The sequence below is a fragment of the Enterococcus sp. DIV1206 genome (genome assembly GCF_051712485.1).
Lineage (GTDB): Bacteria > Bacillota > Bacilli > Lactobacillales > Enterococcaceae > Enterococcus > Enterococcus faecalis.
In genome coordinates this window covers 2,637,401-2,653,354 of record NZ_JBIOOZ010000001.1, presented here as the reverse complement: position 1 = coordinate 2,653,354, position 15,954 = coordinate 2,637,401, and the positions used below count along the sequence as shown (strand labels likewise).

The following is a 15,954-nucleotide window of genomic DNA, read 5'->3' as shown; positions in this document are numbered from 1 at the left end:
AGCAAGGAGGAGCGAACGTTTGATAAAATTAGTTGCTATTGATTTAGATGGAACATTATTAAATAGCCAAAAAGAGATTTCTTTACGGAATAAACAAGCACTGATGGCTGCGAAACAAGCAGGCGTGAAAGTTGTTATCTGCACAGGTCGACCTTTGGCAGCTATTGGTCCTTACTTAGAAGAATTAGGTTTACAAGAGGAAGGCGATTATAGCATTACTTTTAACGGCGGATTGGTTCAAAAAAATGATACAGGGGCCATTATTGAGAAAACATTGATGCCCTTGGAAGCGATTAATGAGCTGTACCAATTAGCAACCACACTCAACATGCCGTTTGATGTCTTATCCGATGAGGTCGTGATGCAATTGCCTTCTGCACCTAATTATCCTTCAATTTATAGTTCTCTAAACAAATTATTAACCTTTGAGTCCTACAAATTAGAAGAGTTAACCCCGAATCGAATTTATAACAAAGTTGTTGTTGCGATTGATGAAGCGTATTTAAATGAACGCATCAAGGAAATTCCGGCCTCCTTTTATGAGCGCTTTGAAATTATTAAAACGCGAAATAACTTATTAGAATTTATGCCAAAAGGGATTACGAAAGCCTATGGTATTTCCTTGTTAGCCAAAGATTTAGGAATCCGTGCGGAAGAAATCATGACCCTAGGGGACGAAGAAAATGATTTACCGATGATTGAATACGCTGGCTTAGGTGTCGCCATGGCAAATGCGATTCCATTAGTTAAAGAAGCCGCAGATGTCGTTACAGACACGAATGACCAAGATGGCGTTGCCAAAGCGGTCGAAAAATATATTTTAACGCCGTTGGAAGGAGGCCAATAAGAATGGGATTTTTTGATAAAATTAAAAAAGCTTTTTCCGCTGAAAAAAAGGAAGAAGAAAAACAAGAGATTGTTGAAGAAACAGTAGACGAAACACCAAGTGATGAATCAGCGCCTGCTGAATCAAAAGAAACCGCAGCAGAAGAGGCGCAAACAACACCAGAAACGGCAGCGGAAGAAGTCGCAGAAACAGCCGATTTAACAGATAACGCTGAAATGGAAAAATTAGCTGGCGTAGAAGAAGCATTAGAAGAAGAGCCAGAAGAAATCTTGACAGAGGAAACACAAGAAGTTGTTGTGGAAGTGCCTGAGGAAGAAAGTAGTGTCGTAACCCCTTTGGCAGAACCAACAGACACGCAGGTTTCAGAAGAAATTGAAGAGTCGAAAGAAGAGCAGGTCCAAGAAAAATATGAAAAAGGCTTGGAAAAAACACGTAAAACATTTGGTCAACGGTTGAACGAATTGTTTGCTAATTTCCGAAGCGTTGATGAAGATTTCTTTGAAGAATTAGAAGAAACGTTAATTGGTGCAGACGTAGGCTTTGATACATCCTTAAAAATTACAGAAGCCTTGCGACAAGAAGTGAAACTGCGAAATGTGAAAAAACCAGCTCAAGTTCAAAATACCATCATTGAAAAAATGGTTGATTTGTATGAAGAAGCAGGAATTAATGAAAATAATGCAATTAACTTACAGCCAAATGGCTTAACCGTGATTTTATTTGTTGGTGTTAATGGAGTTGGTAAAACAACCAGCATTGGTAAATTAGCCCATCAATACAAGTTGGAAGGAAAGAAAGTTTTAATGGCCGCTGCCGATACGTTCCGAGCGGGCGCCATCGATCAATTAGTTGTTTGGGGTGAACGGGCTGGCGTTGAAGTTGTACGTGGGAATGCTGGCGGCGATCCAGCAGCGGTCGTTTTCGATGCAGTGGAACGTGCCAAAGCAGAACAGGCCGATGTTTTGCTAGTGGATACAGCAGGTCGTTTACAAAATAAAGTCAACTTAATGAAGGAATTAGAAAAAATCAAACGAGTCATCCAACGAGAAATTCCAGATGCGCCTCACGAAGTTCTCTTAGTCGTGGACGCAACTACTGGCCAAAACGCGATGACGCAAGCCAAACAGTTCAAAGAAACAACCGATGTCACTGGCTTAGTTTTAACCAAACTAGACGGAACAGCCAAAGGTGGTATTGTCATTGCTATTCGGAATGAATTACACTTGCCAGTGAAATTAGTTGGTCTAGGTGAAGGCATTAACGATTTAGAACCATTCAATGCCAACGATTTCGCAATGGGCTTATTTAAAGGCTTATTAAAAGATGTTTAGTTGTAGAAAATAAACAGGTTTGGGAAGAACGTGGGACAGGAGTATTTAGCTTCAAGAATGAAGAAGCTACTCCTGTCCCGCCGTTTATTTTAGGATTGAGACGGATGTTCTAAGTTCTTCCTAAATCGTTTCTGAAAAAAATGAAGGAGTGAGGGAGAAGATGACAGAACAAATATGGATTGAGAAGTTAGGATTAGAAGCGCATCCTGAGGGCGGTTATTTTAAACAAACCAATAAAAGTGAACAATTGATTCCGACCAAACGAGGCGAACGGGCATTGCATACAGCGATTTTGTTTCTATTAAACACAGAAAGTCCATCACATTTTCATCGTTTAAAAGCGGATGAATTATGGTTTTTTCACGATGGTCAGCCATTAACCGTTCACTGTATTTTTCCTGATGGAACGTATCAAGCTGTTCAGTTAGGGAAAGACTTAGTTCAAGGACAACAGCTTTCGTTCTCAGTTCCTGCCGGCACAATCTTTGGCTCTACAGTAGCGACAGGATTTGCGTTAGTCAGTTGTGTGGTTACACCAGGCTTTGAGTTTGAAGACTTCGAGTTATTTACTCAAGCGGAATTGTTAAACGATTATCCACAACATAGTGAAATCATTCAGCACTTGGCTTATCGAGAATTACCTTAAGAAAACGTTTTAGTAACATTTCTTTTATGAATATGCTAGTATAAATCAAACAAGCTTGTTGATTTTGTCGCAACGCACACTTAGCTGTCGTAGATGATTAAAAGAAAGGGATGAATCACATGGGCACAATGGTTTTTGTTAACTTCCCAGTAGCGGATGTCCAACGTTCTACAGCATTTTATGAAAAACTTGGATTCAAAAAGAACGAGGAATTTTCAACAGAGGAAGCTAGTTCGATGATGTGGGATGATCAATTTTGGATTATGTTGTTGAACCATGACTTTTATGGAAAATTTATCCAAGAAAAGCAAATTATTGATGCGCAAACAACCAGTGGAGCATTAATTTCCTTTAGTTTAGAGAGTGCCGAAGCCGTAAAACAGTTTGGTGAAACCGCCAAAGCTAACGGAGGCAACTGCTACCGAGTTGATATGGGAATACCAGAAGAGCAAATGTATGGCTTAGAAGTGCAAGATTTGGATGGCAATAGCTTAGAACCTGTCTGGATGAAGATGTAAAAAGAGCCGCAAAATCTCTACAGATTTTGCGGCTCTTTTCATACAAAAAACTATTGTAAATTATTGGCATTAGTAGCTTCAACACCATAAGAATCAGCTACTTTTTTCAAGCTAAATCCTTTTCCGTAGACTTCACTTGCACTCATTGAAATCAAAAAGGCTTCTTCATCAATCTCAAGAATGGCTTCTTTTAAGCGGGGAAAATCTTTTTCACGAATGACGGTCATTAAGAGCATGCCTTTCGCGTTTCGATAACCGCCTTCGATTGGCACCAAGGTCACACCTTTATCTAGTTCACGTAATAAGCGTTCTTGAATAGCGACATATTTTGGTGAAATAATCATCACATTCTTCGAGCGAACCAGGCCAACTTGAATCATGTCAACGACACGACCAATTGTAAATAAACAAATTAAAGAGAATAACACAATATCTGCATTAAAAGCGTACATTGCTGATAAAATGACTAAACCATCGACGAATAAAATAGCAATACCTAAGGAAACTTTGAAGTATTTATTGACAATTTGTGAAATGATTGCTGTGCCACCAGTTGAGGCATTGCCACGGAAAACCAAGCCTAGGCCAGCACCTGTAATAATACCGCCAAATAATGCTGCTAGAAAAATATTATGTGTTAAAACAGGCATCCCTGAAGTAATTCCTACAAAAAATGGATAAATAAGACTGCCATAAATGGTTTTGACACCGACCTCTTTCCCAAGAAGTAAGAAACAAAGCACTAAAAGAGGAATATTGATGGCGTAAAGAACAATGGCGGGACTAATCCCGAAAACATAATTAATAACAATACTAATGCCATTGGCTCCGCCTGCGACAAGTTTATTTGGCAATAAGACCGCATTGATTGAAATGGCCAAAATGAATGCACCGACTGTTACATAGGCGGTGTCTTTTAAACGTTGGGCTGTAAAAAATTTGTTCATAAAATACCTCCAATTATTTATTAGTTTAGTGAATGATGACATAAAAAAAGACAGAACATGAGAGACAAGCCTAATCGACTTATGTCCCACACTCTAAATCTTCAACTAATCAACTGAACACTTTTTCCTTATACTAACATGAAATCCGACAAGAAAACATAGTGAACAAACAATTTTTTGGAAAAGAGGTCGGGACAGAACCGTTTAGCTCCGAGAAATAAGAAGAAATTTCCGAAAATTGCTCTTTAATTTTTGGAGAATTTCGGCTTATTTCCGAAGGAGTTGGTTCTGTTCCCGCCGTTTATCAGATTTTGAGCCCGGAACAAAAATCCAAAGTGATTTTTGTCACAGGCTCAAAAAAGTCAAAAAGCGGCCAGCCCAAATAGCTTCATGATGTTGGATAATTTGTGCCGCGGTTAAATGTCCATTATCCAAGGTGGAAGTGGTTTTCGGTGTCATCAAACACGTATAGCCTAAACCATGAGCCATCCGAATTGTAGTGTCCACACAAAACTCGGTTTGGACACCAGCAATTTCTAACGTTTGAACGGCTTGTTCCGTCAATAAATCGTTTAAATTTGTTTGGTAAAAGGCATTCGCATGTGTTTTGCGGATGAAAAAATCTGTGGGCTGTGCATCCAGCTTTTCAAAAAGTTGCCAAGAGTCTGAGCCAAAAGGTAATTCGATTTCTTCATGTTGAACAAAAATAATGGGCGCATGGTGTTGGCGGTAGACAGCAATACGCTGATTGACCTTTTCCAACACTGCTGGCAGACGGTACAATTGCTGCGTCGGACTTTCGATGCCTTTTTGAAAGTCAATTAAAAGTAATGCACGATTTTTCATGAGCAATCCCCACTTTCTATAAACTAGTTGTTTTCAGTATAACGGAAAAAGGCGCTCTCTAAAAGTGTCTCGAAAATTCCCAAGTGAACGTTCAAAAAAACAGCATATTTACTCGTTTTCCTATATAATAGTAAGAGAAACAGATAGTTTGTAGAAAGAAAGGCGACAAGATGAATTATAGAGAATTAATGCAAAAGAAAAATGTTCGTCCTTACGTATTGATGGCTCGTTTTGGTTTAGAAAAAGAAAACCAACGTAGTACACGAGAAGGGCTTTTAGCGACAACTGATCATCCAACGGTTTTTGGTAACCGTTCTTATCATCCATATATTCAAACAGATTTTAGTGAAACACAATTAGAACTAATCACGCCTGTAGCAAATAGCGGCACAGAAATGCTTCGTTTTTTAGATGCCATTCACGATGTGGCTCGTCGTTCGATTCCAGAAGATGAAATGCTGTGGCCATTAAGTATGCCGCCACAATTACCAACAAAAGATGAAGAGATTAAAATCGCTAAATTAGATCAATATGATGCGGTGTTATATCGTCGTTATTTGGCAAAAGAGTATGGCAAACGAAAACAAATGGTCAGCGGAATTCATTTTAATTTTGAATATGACCAAGCCCTGATTCAGCAATTATATGATGAACAATCCGAAGTGACAGATTGCAAACAATTTAAAACGAAAGTGTACATGAAAGTTGCCCGTAACTTTTTACGTTATCGTTGGTTAATTACGTATCTTTTTGGGGCTTCGCCAGTTAGTGAAGACGGCTACTTTAGAGTCTATGACGACCAACCGCAAGAACCCATTCGCAGTATTCGGAATAGTACGTATGGCTACAGAAATCATGACAATGTGAAAGTATCGTATGCCTCATTGGAACGCTATTTAGAAGATATTCATCGCATGGTGGAAAATGGTTTACTTTCTGAAGAAAAAGAATTTTATGCGCCTGTACGCTTACGTGGCGGGAAACAAATGTCTGATCTGCCTAAAACAGGTATTCGTTATATCGAGTTGCGTAATTTAGACTTAAATCCTTTTTCACGTTTAGGCATTGTGGAAGATACCGTGGATTTCTTACATTATTTCATGTTGTATTTATTGTGGACAGATGAAAAAGAAGAAGCGGATGAATGGGTAAAAACTGGCGATATTTTTAATGAACAAGTGGCTCTTGGTCATCCTCATGAAACGATTAAGTTAATTGCAGAAGGCGATCGGATTTTTTCAGAAATGATTGATATGTTAGATGCTCTAGGCATTCGTAAAGGCAAAGAAGTTGTCGGTAAGTATTATCAACAACTGCGGAATCCACAAGACACCGTTTCTGGCAAAATGTGGACGATTATTCAAGAAAACTCCAACAGTGAACTGGGAAATATTTTTGGAAACCAATATCAAAGTATGGCCTTTGAACGCCCTTATCAATTAGCTGGTTTCCGTGAGATGGAATTATCCACACAAATTTTCTTATTTGATGCGATTCAAAAAGGTTTGGAAATCGAAATTTTAGATGAACAAGAGCAATTTTTGAAACTGCAACATGGCGAGCACATTGAATACGTCAAAAATGCCAACATGACTAGCAAAGATAACTACGTGGTACCATTGATTATGGAAAACAAAACCGTGACAAAGAAAATTTTGTCTGCAGCAGGGTTCCATGTGCCTGGCGGTGAAGAATTTTCATCTTTTATTGAGTCACAAGAAGCACATTTACGCTACGCCAATAAAGCGTTTGTCGTGAAACCAAAATCAACGAATTACGGTTTAGGAATTACCATTTTTAAAGAAGGCGCTTCGTTGGAAGACTTTACGGAAGCGTTACGGATTGCTTTTAAAGAGGACACAGCGGTTTTAATTGAAGAGTTTTTACCTGGAACAGAATATCGGTTCTTTGTGTTAGATAATGATGTAAAAGCCATCATGTTGCGCGTGCCAGCCAATGTTACCGGAGATGGCAAACACACTGTAGAAGAATTGGTGGCCGCTAAAAATAGTGATCCATTGCGGGGGACCAATCACCGTGCACCACTAGAATTAATCCAGTTAAATGATTTAGAAAAACTAATGTTGAAAGAACAAGGTTTAACTATCTATTCTGTGCCAGAAAAAGAGCAAATCGTGTACTTGCGAGAAAATTCTAATGTTAGCACGGGCGGGGATTCGATTGATATGACCGATGTCATTGATGATAGTTATAAACAAATCGCCATTGAGGCCGTAGCTGCTTTAGGAGCCAAAATTTGTGGCATTGATTTAATCATTCCTGATAAAGACGTAAAAGGCACACGTGATAGCTTAACGTACGGGATTATCGAAGCGAACTTTAATCCAGCCATGCACATGCATGTGTATCCATACGCTGGACAGGGTAGACGCTTGACAATGGACGTTTTAAAACTTTTATACCCAGAAGTGGTTCAATAAAAAAAGAATATCGCCAAAAAATTCATAATAGATTTTTTGGCGGTATTCTTTATAAAAACGTTTTCTTGGTGAACCCAATAGGTTATACTAAAACTATTACCAATGAAAGTTGTATGACGGTGGCTCTGAGTTAGAGAGGCAGGTGATGCCTATGTGTATCCGATGCACTTTAACGAAAGGAGCATTTTTTGTCAATCGAAGCGGCATTGGAATTGATGATTAGTTTTGCAACCCTTGTTGCGTTACTGATTTTCGGTATCCTTGAAGCAACGAAAAACAATAAAAAATAACCGTTCACAAGCTTCGTAGGCCGAACGGTTAAGATTCAAAACTTAACTCAGTAAGCCACCAGTTCTTATAACTGGTGTTGGTATAAAAGGAGAGGTATGTAGTAGCATATCTCTCTTTTCATTTTCATAATAGCATAATTCTATTTAAAATGGAAGCGCTCATAACTTATATCATTTTATAGAAAATTCCTATAAAAACGTTTTCTTAGTGAACCCAATAGGTTATACTAAAGCTATTACCAATGAAAGTTGTATGACGGTGGCTCTGAGTTAGAGAGGCAGGTGATGCCTATGTGTATCCGATGCACTTTAACGAAAGGAGCATTTTTTTTGTCAATCGAAGCGACATTGGAATTGATGATTAGTTTTGCAACCCTTGTTGCGTTACTGATTTTCGGTATCCTTGAAGCAACGAAAAACAATAAAAAATAACCGTTCATAAGCTTGACAGGCCGAACGGTTAAATAGTAACAAAAATTTAACTCAGTAAGCCACCAGTTCTTATAACTGGCGCTGGTATAAAGGAGAGGTATGTACCCGCATACCTCTCTTTTTCATCTTTATAATAGCACAATTCTATTATAAATGGAAGCGCTCATAACTTATGTTTAAACAATCCAATGACTCATAACTTTTCTTGAGCTTTTTATGAGTGAAATAGTTTTTGCCAGAAGCCTTTTTTAGCTGTTGGCTCTTCTTTTGGCGTTTCGGTTGCTTGAGGATATTTTTCTGTAACGTCAATCACAGGTTCATCGACTGCATGTTTTTCAGCTAACAGTAAGCCGAGAGAGTCAGGGTTGTTCTCCACAAAATTGTTAACAATCTTAAAGGTTGCGCCATGCTGATTTAATAATTTAATATAGGTACTTTGCAGGTCAGAAGAGATTTCGCCATTTAAAAGTACTGTAACTTCAGGATGCTTCGCTAATTCTTCTAATAAATGTTGTTGATTCTGTGTATCTTTCATTTCAGCGACGGTCATGGAGAGACGGCAGCGTTCACGAAATGTACCCATATATTTGTGTTGTTCTTCAGGATTGACGAGGGGCGTACCGTACATTCCTTTATCCAGACGTTGTTGTAAGTCATCATTCGCCATTCAGTAACACTCCTTTCATAACGTTTCCCTCCATTATAGCATATCTTAGATAAGTCGTTGGTCAGTCGGCTTGAGAAGAAGTTTTTAAGAAAGGAAAAAAAGTGGTTGCATTTGTGATGGTTTTCTCATACACTGTAATTAAGAATGAGAATCATTCTCAATTAAATAAAAATGGAGTTTTCTCATGAAAAAGATTGGTTTGTTTGTTCTACTATTACTTTTCAGTTTATTGTCATTAGTGATAGGGGTGAAGGACATTGCACTTTCTCAGTTGTTTCAATTAGATGCGCAGCAACAATTTGTTTTATTTACCACCCGTGTTCCCCGCACGTTGAGTTTAATCATTGCTGGTAGTACGATGAGTATTTCTGGCTTGATTATGCAGCAACTCACACAAAATAAATTTGTCGCTCCTAGTGTCGCTGGAACAACCGATAGTGCAAGGTTGGGTATTTTAGTCGCAATGTTATTTTTCCCAACAGCTCCGTTTCTCTATCGAACGGCAATTGCTTTTATTTTTGCGCTAAGCGGGACCTTATTATTCTTAGCGCTCATTCGATTATTACCAAGTAAGAATCAAGTGATGGTCCCTTTGGTGGGCGTGATGTTTGGTAACATTCTAGGCTCAATTGCCACATTTTTTGCCTATCAATACCAATTGGTTCAAAATATGTCTGCTTGGTTACAAGGAAATTTTTCCACAGTTATGAAAGGGAATTATGAATGGTTATTCTTAATGATTCCTTTGTGGTTTGTTATTTATTTATTTGCTTATCATTTCACTGTCGTTGGTATGGGTGAAGCATTTGCAAATAGTCTTGGCGTCCATTACCAGCGAATTCAGTTTTTAGGTTTGACGCTGGTTGCTTTAGCAAGTGCCATCGTTTTATTGATGGTGGGGAATATTCCGTTTTTAGGAGTTGTGATTCCCAATCTCGTGTCTTTACGTTATGGCGATCATATGAAAAATACCTTGTGGTTAACTGGGATTTGTGGGAGTTTGTTCTTGTTAATCTGTGATATTTTAGCACGAGTATTGATTGCCCCCTATGAAATTCCTGTCAGCGTGGTTGTCGGAACATTAGGGAGCATTTTGTTCATTTTATTATTACTAAGGGGGCGCAAACAATGAAACGGCCTTTAAAAAAATGGCTTTCATTACTTTTGCTTTTAGCTGCCGTAGTAATTGTGAGCCTTTGTTATTTAACTTATAACACTTATGGCAATTGGTCCTTTGCTTTGGCGTTACGAGGGAAAAAGTTATTGGCTTTTATATTTGTCGGAATCGCTGCGGCTTTTTCAACCATTAGTTTCCAAACGGTCACGCAAAATCATTTCCTAACGCCAAACATTTTAGGGATGGATTCCTTGTATGTCTTTGTGCAGACGGTGTTATTTTTTCTTTTAGGAGGCGCACAAGCGTTAGGTCAAGTAAGTCTTGGGTCGTTTTTGATGAACGTCTTTTTAATGGTGTTTTTAAGTACTAGTTTATCGTATTTTCTATTACGCAAAAATCAATCCGATTTATTTTTATTATTGATGATTGGCATGATTTTAGGTACTTTTTTCAGTAGTATTAGTACGTTTTTACAAGTGATTATGGATCCTAACGAATACGACTTACTCCAAGGAAAGTTGTTTGCCAGTTTTGGTAACGTCAATAGTCAGTATCTCGTTTTCGTTGGTGTGGCGGTACTCATAATTTGTGGGATACTTTGGCGGGAAAGTTACCGTTTAGACGTTTTACATTTAGGGAACCATCAAGCCCAGAATTTGGGGATTGCTGTGAATCAGTTTCAATTAGTGTTGTTGTGTTTGATCAGTAGTCTGGTCGGCTTATCAACAGCATTAGTGGGACCGATTACATTTTTAGGTTTTATCGTGGCCAATATGAGTTATCAATTCATGAAAACCTATCGCCACCGAGAACTGTTTGTGGCAGGGAGTTTAATAGCAGTCTTTTTACTGGTGTTCGGCCAATTGATGGTTGAACAGGTCTTTCATCGGTTTAATTCATGATACATTTGGCTTCAAAGCAGCAGACGATAAGATTGAAGCTTCCACTCATGGGCAAAGTGTTTCTTACGAATATGTTTTAGAAAAAAATCCTGGGATTCTCTTTGTGGTAGATCGCACCAAAGCAATTGGTGGCGACGATTCAAAAGATAACGTCGCTGCAAACGAATTGATTCAAAAAACCGATGCTGGTAAAAATGATAAAGTCATTATGCTTCAACCAGATGTTTGGTATCTAAGCGGTGGTGGATTAGAATCAATGCATTTGATGATAGAAGATGTTAAAAAAGGATTAGAGTAAAATTGTTTTAGAAAAGAGGGATTGAAACCTCTTTTCTTTTTTTTGATGAAAAACAAAAAAGTTTTAAATTAAAAATGTAGTTGACGGCCTCGAAAATGTTTGCTAAACTATCCGTAAATCAGTATGATTGATGAAACAAATAAAAGAACAAAATGTGATGAGAAGGAAAGTACTTTTTAAAATAGCTTGCAGAGAGCCTCGTTTGGTGAGAAGAGGTAGTGACGTTAAAGGGGAAAATGGCCTTTGAACAGGTTGGTTGAAGCCGTTTGCTTAAACCAATTCAGGTGCGCCTGTTATAGCGCTACAGTATGATTGTACTGGAAACGAGCGGATCTTTTTTAGCGAAGAGATCAACAAAGGTGGTACCGCGATTGCATAAGCATTCGTCCTTTTTAGGACGAATGCTTTTTTATTTGTTTAAAAAATATGAGGGGGCAACAACATGAAATTGGGGAAAAAAGTAGTAGGTTTGATTGCAACAGGGTTTCTTTTAGCCGCATGTGGCGGAACCAAAGAAGCGGCAGAGAAAGTAGATTCGGGAAATTTAGCAGCTGAACAAAAAATCAGTATTAGTTCACCTGCACCAATCTCAACATTGGATACAACACAAACAACAGATAAAAATACCTTTACAATGGCACAACATTTATTTGAAGGCCTTTATCGGTTTGATGATGATAGTGCCACGGTGCCAGCTCTAGCTAAAGATGTCAAGATTAGTGACGATGGGCGCAAGTACCACTTTACCTTGCGGGAGGGGATTAAGTGGAGCAACGGCGAGCCAATCACGGCCCAAGATTTTGTTTATTCTTGGAAAAAACTGGTGACACCAGCGACGATTGGACCGAATGCCTATTTACTAGATAGTGTTAAAAATAGTTTTGAAATACGCAACGGTGAAAAGTCAGTCGATGAATTAGGGATTTCAGCCCCTAATGACAAAGAATTCATTGTTGAATTAAAACAGGCCCAACCTTCCTTCTTAGCAGTCGTTTCGATTGCTTGGTTAGCGCCACAAAATCAAAAATTTGTCGAAGCGCAAGGCAAAGATTACGCCTTGGATAGTGAACATTTACTTTATAGCGGGCCATTTACGCTAGCCAATTGGGATGCGACTTCAGATACTTGGACATTGAAAAAAAATCCAGAATACTATGATGCGGATCAAGTGAAACTGGAAGAAGTTGCGGTTAGCACAATCAAAGAAGATAATACTGGGATTAATTTATATCAAGCGAATGAACTAGACTTAGTTCGCATTAATGGACAATATGTTCAACAATATCAAGAGGACCCAGGCTATGTCAGTCATCCAGATGTGGCCAACTACTTCTTAGATTTCAACAAAAAAGAAGGAACGCCATTAGCGAATGTTCATTTACGAAAAGCGATTGGCCAAGCAATTGATAAAGAAGCCTTAACACAAAGTGTCTTAAACGATGGGTCAAAACCCCTCAACGGATTGATTCCAAGTAAACTTTATGCGAACCCAGAAACAGATGAAGATTTCCGAGCTTACAGTGGCGAATATTTGAAAAATGACGTCAAAAAAGCTCAAGCTGAATGGACGAAAGCCCAAGCGGATGTCGGTAAAAAAGTGAAACTTTCCTTGCTGGCGGCAGATACAGATCAAGGAAAACGAATTGCTGAATATGTTCAAAGTCAGTTGCAAGAAAATCTGCCAGGTTTAGAAATTACCATTTCATCGCAACCAAGTAATAATGTGAACCAATCGCGACGTGAAAAAAATTATGAGTTGTCTCTTTCAGGATGGATTGCCGGCAGTAGTGAATTAGACTCTTACTTTAACTTATATGCAGGAGAATCAAGTTACAATTATGGCAATTATCATAATGCCAAATACGACCAACTGGTAGAAGATGCACGAACGATTAATGCCAATAATCCAGAGAAACAGTTTGCAGAATACAAAGAAGCGGAAGACATCTTGTTGAACCAAGATGCTGCCCAAGTACCGCTGTATCAAAGTGCCTCAAATTATCTAATCAATCCTAAATTGAAAGGCATTAGTTATCACTTGTATGGGGATTATTTCCACTTGCGCAATGCTTATTTAACAGAATGATTCAGGAAGAAGGAGTAAAAAATGGAAAAATTAGTCGAACGATTTTTAACTTACGTGAAAGTTAACACCCGTTCAGATGCCAATAGTCAAACCACACCGACGACGGTCGGTCAAGTGGTTTTAGCCAAAATGATTGAAACAGAACTTCATGAATTAGGCTTGGCCGATGTGCATTATAACGAACAAAACGGCTTTTTAACGGCACGGTTGCCGGGTAACCAACCTGCAGCGAAGAGTATTGGGTTGATTGCACATCTGGATACGGCGGATTTTTCAGCAGAAAATATCCGTCCCAAAGTCATCACTAATTATGATGGCCAAGATGTCCTCTTGAATCAAGAACAAGGCATCGTTTTATCGGTTGCTGAATTTCCCAATTTAAAAGAGTATCAAGGGGAAACGTTGATTACTACAGACGGAACAACACTTTTAGGAGCAGATGACAAAGCGGGAATTGTCGAGATTTTAGCTGCTGTTGAGTATTTTTTGGCACATCCAGAAGTAGCGCGGGGGGATGTTTGGCTCGCCTTCGGTCCAGATGAAGAAATTGGACGCGGGGCCGATCAATTTGATGCGCCGAACTTCCCAGTCGCTTTTGCGTATACAATCGACAGTGGCCGCGTGGGGCATTTCGAGTATGAAACGTTTAACGCTGCTCAAGCTGTGATAACAATTGAGGGAACCAGTGTCCATCCGGGAACGGCCTATGGTTCGTTAGTAAATGCCATTAAATTAGGCGAACAACTTGATCAATCACTGCCGCAAAAGGAAGTACCAGAACAAACACGTGGAAATGAAGGATTTTATTTACTCAATAAATTTACAGGAAGTATTGAAAAAGCAGAACTTGTCTATATCATTCGGGATCATGATCAAGAAAACTTTCAAGCGAGAAAGCAATTTTTGGAAAAACAAGTCCAACGTTTAAATGCGCTGGCGGATAAACCCAGACTAACAATTACTTTCCAAGACCAATACTATAATATGAAGGAAATCATCGAAAAAGATTGGACGCCTGTAGAATTGGCCGTCCAAGCAATGGAAAGTTGTGACATTGAACCAATCATCACACCATTTCGTGGCGGGACAGATGGTTCTAAGATTTCTTTCATGGGCATTCCCACGCCTAATCTATTTACAGGAGGCGAAAATTTTCACGGGCAATATGAATTTATTACCGTTGAATCAATGGCCAAAGCTGTTCAAACGATCATTGCCATCATTCGCTTAAACGCCAATTAAAGAAACACGCGAGGGAAATGCCGATTTTCCTTGCGTGTTTCGCTGTTTTTCGGTAAAGTATGTAGAAAAGTAGGGAGTTTTGTTCATGAATTATCCATTGATTTTTGCAGAAAACCAACGAATTGAAACCGAACGCTTGATTTTAAGACCTGTCACATTAGCCGATGCAGAAGATATGTACGAATATGCTTCAGATGAGGAAACGGTCCGCTATGTGTTTTTGAAAAACCAAACAATCGCTGAAACACGACAAAACATTGCTAAATATTTTATGGGGGAACCTTTAGGAAAATATGGGATTGAAGTGAAAGAAACGGGCAAAATGATTGGCACGATTGATTTGCGGGTCAATGAAACCAATAATGTTGGAGAATTAGGCTATGTCTTGAACCGTGCCTTTTGGGGCAATGGCTACATGCCTGAAGCCGCGACGGCGTTAGTTGAACTGGGTTTTGCAAAAATGAAACTCATGAGAATCTTTGCTTTACATGATCAAGACAATCCAGCTTCTGGTCGTGTCATGGAGAAAATTGGTTTTACCTACGAAGGAACACTACCCAATGCTCGAATTAGTAAAGGGAAAATTGTCACAGATGTTTATCGTGGGATGACACTGGAAACATGGCAAAATCGACAAAAATAGAAGCGTAAGACAAGTTGAGAGAGGAATTAGAGAAATGTTGATGTTTACAGAAAAAGAATTCGCAGCCTTTGAAGTTGCTGGATTAGATGAACGAATGGCGGTTATCCGTGCGCAAATTCAACCTATTTTTCAAGAATTAGACACGTATTTTGCCGAACAACTAGCGCCTGAACTAGGAACGGAGTTGTTTGTCCATATTGCGCAACATCGCCGTCGCACCGTGTATCCACCAGAAAATACTTGGTCCGCACTCAGTCCGAATAAGCGCGGCTATAAAATGCAGCCGCATTTTCAATTAGGCATTTGGGGCGACTATGTGTTTATGTGGTTGTCATTTATTGATAATCCTAAAAATGAAAAGCAGATTGCGCAAGCCTTTTTAGAGAATCAGCAATTATTCCAAGCATTACCAGAAGATACGTATGTTTCCTTGGATCACACGGTTCCTCAAATTACTCCGCTGCCGGAAACGGATTTAGAAAAAGCCTTAACTCGTTTTAGAGATGTAAAAAAAGGTGAGTTTGAAATTGGGCGCATCATTCCCAAAGATAGTGCTTTGTGGCAAAACCCTGAAAAAGCACGAGCGTATATGTTGGCAACCTATCAACAACTCCTGCCATTGTACCAATTGGCTATTGCCCAATAAGAGAAACAGACAGCATTTTGTGTTTTAGTGTTATTTTATCGAATTATCTAATCGT

15 protein-coding genes, 2 pseudogenes and 1 other annotated feature are annotated in these 15,954 nt (G+C 39.0%); of the genes and pseudogenes, 14 read left to right on the top strand and 3 right to left on the bottom strand.

Features of this window, described 5'->3' with window-relative positions; genetic code table 11:
• Window positions 1-19 precede the first annotated feature (19 nt).
• The 4 genes from IGK86_RS13145 (at window position 20) to IGK86_RS13130 (ending at window position 3,342) form a co-directional block, all read left to right on the top strand.
• Window positions 20-847, top strand: coding sequence for a Cof-type HAD-IIB family hydrolase (locus IGK86_RS13145; RefSeq protein ID WP_010821153.1), 828 nt, complete (start codon window positions 20-22; stop codon window positions 845-847).
• Window positions 848-849: 2 nt separating this feature from the next.
• Complete coding sequence (gene ftsY, locus IGK86_RS13140; protein ID WP_010707013.1) at window positions 850-2,178, top strand: signal recognition particle-docking protein FtsY; 1,329 nt, start codon at window positions 850-852, stop codon at window positions 2,176-2,178.
• A gap of 160 nt (window positions 2,179-2,338) precedes the next feature.
• Window positions 2,339-2,824 (top strand): cupin domain-containing protein, encoded by a 486-nt coding sequence (locus IGK86_RS13135; protein ID WP_016617386.1) that lies wholly within the window; start codon window positions 2,339-2,341, stop codon window positions 2,822-2,824.
• 119 nt (window positions 2,825-2,943) lie between these two features.
• Entirely contained in the window at window positions 2,944-3,342 is a 399-nt protein-coding gene (locus IGK86_RS13130; protein ID WP_002354951.1) for a VOC family protein, read from the top strand.
• A gap of 50 nt (window positions 3,343-3,392) precedes the next feature.
• Here IGK86_RS13130 and IGK86_RS13125 read toward each other — a convergent pair whose 3' ends face one another.
• On the bottom strand, window positions 3,393-4,289 hold the full coding sequence (locus IGK86_RS13125; RefSeq protein ID WP_002354953.1) for a YitT family protein: 897 nt from the start codon (window positions 4,287-4,289) through the stop codon (window positions 3,393-3,395).
• 345 nt (window positions 4,290-4,634) lie between these two features.
• Window positions 4,635-5,135 carry a cysteine hydrolase family protein gene (locus IGK86_RS13120; RefSeq protein ID WP_016617385.1) on the bottom strand — a complete coding sequence of 167 codons (501 nt, stop codon included), beginning with the start codon at window positions 5,133-5,135 and terminating at the stop codon, window positions 4,635-4,637.
• A 170-nt stretch (window positions 5,136-5,305) separates the two neighbouring features.
• On the opposite strand from IGK86_RS13120, the gene gshAB reads away from it, so the two are divergent.
• The 3 genes from gshAB to IGK86_RS13105 all read left to right on the top strand — a co-directional run bounded on the left by gshAB (window position 5,306) and on the right by IGK86_RS13105 (window position 8,298).
• On the top strand, window positions 5,306-7,576 hold the full coding sequence (gene gshAB, locus IGK86_RS13115; protein ID WP_016617384.1) for a bifunctional glutamate--cysteine ligase/glutathione synthetase: 2,271 nt from the start codon (window positions 5,306-5,308) through the stop codon (window positions 7,574-7,576).
• Between the two features lie 188 nt (window positions 7,577-7,764).
• Window positions 7,765-7,866: a putative holin-like toxin gene (locus IGK86_RS13110; RefSeq protein ID WP_224800345.1), complete on the top strand. Its 102-nt coding sequence runs from the start codon at window positions 7,765-7,767 to the stop codon at window positions 7,864-7,866.
• 330 nt (window positions 7,867-8,196) lie between these two features.
• On the top strand, window positions 8,197-8,298 hold the full coding sequence (locus IGK86_RS13105; protein WP_162780856.1) for a putative holin-like toxin: 102 nt from the start codon (window positions 8,197-8,199) through the stop codon (window positions 8,296-8,298).
• Window positions 8,299-8,512: 214 nt separating this feature from the next.
• Here IGK86_RS13105 and IGK86_RS13100 read toward each other — a convergent pair whose 3' ends face one another.
• Window positions 8,513-8,965 carry a YueI family protein gene (locus IGK86_RS13100; RefSeq protein WP_010707017.1) on the bottom strand — a complete coding sequence of 151 codons (453 nt, stop codon included), beginning with the start codon at window positions 8,963-8,965 and terminating at the stop codon, window positions 8,513-8,515.
• 184 nt (window positions 8,966-9,149) lie between these two features.
• On the opposite strand from IGK86_RS13100, the gene IGK86_RS13095 reads away from it, so the two are divergent.
• From IGK86_RS13095 to IGK86_RS13065, 7 genes and pseudogenes are all read left to right on the top strand, one after another.
• Entirely contained in the window at window positions 9,150-10,097 is a 948-nt protein-coding gene (locus IGK86_RS13095; RefSeq protein WP_002354960.1) for an ABC transporter permease, read from the top strand.
• Window positions 10,094-10,969, top strand: a pseudogene (locus IGK86_RS13090) (iron chelate uptake ABC transporter family permease subunit); the annotation flags it as partial. The gene IGK86_RS13095 and the pseudogene IGK86_RS13090, both read left to right, overlap by 4 nt.
• Window positions 10,962-11,282 (top strand): annotated as a pseudogene (locus tag IGK86_RS13085) (ABC transporter substrate-binding protein); the annotation flags it as partial. The pseudogenes IGK86_RS13090 and IGK86_RS13085, both read left to right, overlap by 8 nt.
• Before the next feature lie 148 nt (window positions 11,283-11,430).
• Window positions 11,431-11,676: a binding site (T-box leader), on the top strand.
• A gap of 48 nt (window positions 11,677-11,724) precedes the next feature.
• Window positions 11,725-13,368, top strand: coding sequence for a peptide ABC transporter substrate-binding protein (locus IGK86_RS13080; RefSeq protein WP_002368425.1), 1,644 nt, complete (start codon window positions 11,725-11,727; stop codon window positions 13,366-13,368).
• Between the two features lie 21 nt (window positions 13,369-13,389).
• Entirely contained in the window at window positions 13,390-14,610 is a 1,221-nt protein-coding gene (pepT, locus tag IGK86_RS13075; protein WP_002408266.1) for a peptidase T, read from the top strand.
• A gap of 85 nt (window positions 14,611-14,695) precedes the next feature.
• On the top strand, window positions 14,696-15,253 hold the full coding sequence (locus IGK86_RS13070) for a GNAT family N-acetyltransferase (protein ID WP_002415462.1): 558 nt from the start codon (window positions 14,696-14,698) through the stop codon (window positions 15,251-15,253).
• Window positions 15,254-15,287: 34 nt separating this feature from the next.
• Window positions 15,288-15,899, top strand: a complete 612-nt coding sequence (locus IGK86_RS13065; protein WP_010713729.1) for a YktB family protein — start codon at window positions 15,288-15,290, stop codon at window positions 15,897-15,899.
• Window positions 15,900-15,954: the final 55 nt, after the last annotated feature.